The following is a 2,462-nucleotide window of genomic DNA, read 5'->3' as shown; positions in this document are numbered from 1 at the left end:
TTTAAATTCATTTGAGTATTTAGTCATAAAAAAACTGCACCTCCAAAAGTTGTTTTGTGTCCAACTTTTGGGGTGCAGTTCAATCATTTATTTACAGATTATAACGCTTTTTTATTATTAAATATTATTCAAAGTATAGATATACACCTAGTATACCTTGTTTTTGGGATATCCAGATGGTATTTTCTTTATTATTTACTTCATTACTTACAGCATAAGGTAAGTTATTATTGAGCATAACTTGGTCAAGTGGCCAATATACGCCATTGATGCTAACACCACTACAAGTACCACCTAAAGGAAGTAATGAGATGGCTTTGGGTGTTTGTTTGAGATTTAAAGTTAGATGTTCTTCATTATGTAAAAAGAATAAAATTTCTTTTTCATCAGCAATACAACCACAAAAATTTTTATTTAACATGCCATTAAAACTAAATATAGTGCTAAAAGCATGGTCAAAACGCCCGCCCCATGCACCTGTTAAAACGACAGTTGAAGCTGGATATTTATCATCAATTATTTGAAGTGCTAATTGCGTATCGGTAACATCTTTTTTTGTAGGAACTTTTGTTATAGTAACATCATTATCTACAGCCCATTGCCATGCTTCAGAAGTAGCACTATCACCATCACCAATTAATTGAAGTGGTTTGATATCAGCTTCTTTACATATATCTATACCATGGTCAGCACAAAAAATATTTTTATTTTCACAGATGGACTTTAACCACTGTACATCAGGTGGATTACCTCCACTTATTAGCACTGTTTGATTTTTAGGTAATTCATAATTAAATTTTGCTATTAGTTGAGGAAGTTCTAAGATATTATTCATATTGTTTAGCCTCTTTATATATATCAGTTTTTTCATTAAGAGCTTTTTTGAATTCTCTTGGTGTCTGTTTAAAAATTTGTTTAAAGGTTCTTGAAAAAGTAGAATAGTCTTTAAAGCCACAGTCAAAGCATATTTGAGTTAAAGCTATTCCAGATTTAATCTTTTCTTTAGCCACTATTAATCGTTTATTTAATATATATTGATGAATACTGTAGCCCGTTTTTAATTTAAATTTTCGCATTAGGTAGTATTTACTTACAAAAAAATGATTAGCTAGATAATCAATATTTAATTCTGTAAATAAATGTTCATTTATATAATCAATAACAGAATTAATAGTTTTATCATAGGAAACTTTATGGTGAATAGTCAAATTTTTATTATCATTGATAATGGCTCTATTTATTAAAATCATAAACTCTAAGAATTTTAGATTACTGTATAATTCATGTGCAAAACCTTTATCATTAAAGGAGTTTTCTAAAATTTGGATTTGTTTCAAGATATCATTTTCATTGATATTGTCTAAATTCATAACATATGAATTATGTTCTTGAGCATAATTAAAACAAAAGTCTAATTTATCTGTAGTATCTATTTTATTTTTTAGATAATTAGGGTCAATATAAAGGACAATACGTTCATATGTTGCTGTATCGCTAATAGTAGGATAATGAATACAATTATGAGGTACAAAAACAATATCATAGGGAAATAATTGATAAGTTTGCCCTTCAATATTATATTTAACTTTACCACTTAAGAATAAAATTATTTTATCAAATTCGTGATAATGTGCTTTGATTTCTATTTTTTGGACATCTTTGAGATGAAATAATTTAAAATAAGATGTTAAATAGCCTTTTTTTTGATATTCCATAGCTATCCCTCTTTTCATAAATTATACTATACTTTATCTTACGCTTTTTGGCAAAAATTTTTTTATCAACAAGAAAATTTTAGAGCATTTTTTGCAATGTTTTTTGCATTTATCATATAGTATTTGTTATATCTATAATATATAATATAGTCAATTTGAAAATATGAAACAAAGATATTGATTATAGATAATTACTGTTTAAGGAGTTGGGCATAATGTCATTAGTAATGAAAAAATATAGATATAACCATAAAGATTATTTAGTATATGAAAGAAATCTTTTAGCTAGAGAATTTGATGCAAATGAATGGCAAACAATTTGTAATAATGATTTAGGTGTTGGAGCTGATTTCATTATTGAAATTGTTAATACACAGATTTTTGTTTATAATATGTATGGTCAGAAAATAGATTTAAATCAAGATTTACAATTGGTTATAGATTATCATGAAGGTATTTTAAAAGATAATAATATTTTAGCTCAATTTACTCGTGATATTGAAGTTCGTTTTACTAATTATTATATTAATAAATTGGCTAATTTAGTTATTAAAAAAGCTTATAGCGCATGAAAAAATAGATAAAATATACAAGCATAGTGTTATGATATGCACCCAAAATATTGGACATATTAATTAAGCTACTAATTGAGACTTAGTTCTATATTCTACGGGACTAAGTCCTTTTAGTTTTATCTTTATCCGTTTTGTATTATAATATTTTATATAAGATTTTAACTCTTTTATA

General features: G+C 25.9%; 4 protein-coding genes. 1 reads left to right on the top strand and 3 read right to left on the bottom strand.

Translation table 11 applies throughout. From position 1 onward, the window contains the following. Positions 1-124: 124 nt before the first annotated feature. Entirely contained in the window at positions 125-835 is a 711-nt protein-coding gene (locus AC5LAX_RS04260) for a thiamine diphosphokinase (protein WP_288909068.1), read from the bottom strand. After that, the gene (locus tag AC5LAX_RS04255; protein WP_091695058.1) at positions 828-1,715 is read right to left on the bottom strand and encodes an AraC family transcriptional regulator; all 888 of its coding nucleotides are present in this window, start codon (positions 1,713-1,715) and stop codon (positions 828-830) included. Before AC5LAX_RS04255 ends, AC5LAX_RS04260 begins: the two co-directional genes overlap by 8 nt. A gap of 215 nt (positions 1,716-1,930) precedes the next feature. On the opposite strand from AC5LAX_RS04255, the gene AC5LAX_RS04250 reads away from it, so the two are divergent. Further along, the gene (locus AC5LAX_RS04250; RefSeq protein WP_204922765.1) at positions 1,931-2,287 is read left to right on the top strand and encodes a hypothetical protein; all 357 of its coding nucleotides are present in this window, start codon (positions 1,931-1,933) and stop codon (positions 2,285-2,287) included. Between the two features lie 63 nt (positions 2,288-2,350). On the opposite strand, the gene AC5LAX_RS04245 is transcribed toward AC5LAX_RS04250, so the two are convergent. Continuing rightward, positions 2,351-2,462: IS3 family transposase (locus AC5LAX_RS04245; RefSeq protein ID WP_204921410.1), on the bottom strand; the 112-nt coding region annotated here is incomplete at its 5' end.

It is taken from the genome of Megamonas sp. (genome assembly GCF_986095205.1).
The sequence above is the reverse complement of the archived record's forward strand: the minus strand, read 5'-3'. Positions and strand labels throughout refer to the sequence as shown.

What these genes read in the sequence shown, in the direction of transcription:
- AC5LAX_RS04260 (WP_288909068.1), bottom strand. Translation starts at nt 835, where the DNA reads ATGAATAATATCTTAGAACTTCCTCAACTAATAGCAAAATTTAATTAT.
- AC5LAX_RS04255 (WP_091695058.1), bottom strand. Translation starts at nt 1,715, where the DNA reads ATGGAATATCAAAAAAAAGGCTATTTAACATCTTATTTTAAATTATTT.
- AC5LAX_RS04250 (WP_204922765.1), top strand. Translation starts at nt 1,931, where the DNA reads ATGTCATTAGTAATGAAAAAATATAGATATAACCATAAAGATTATTTA.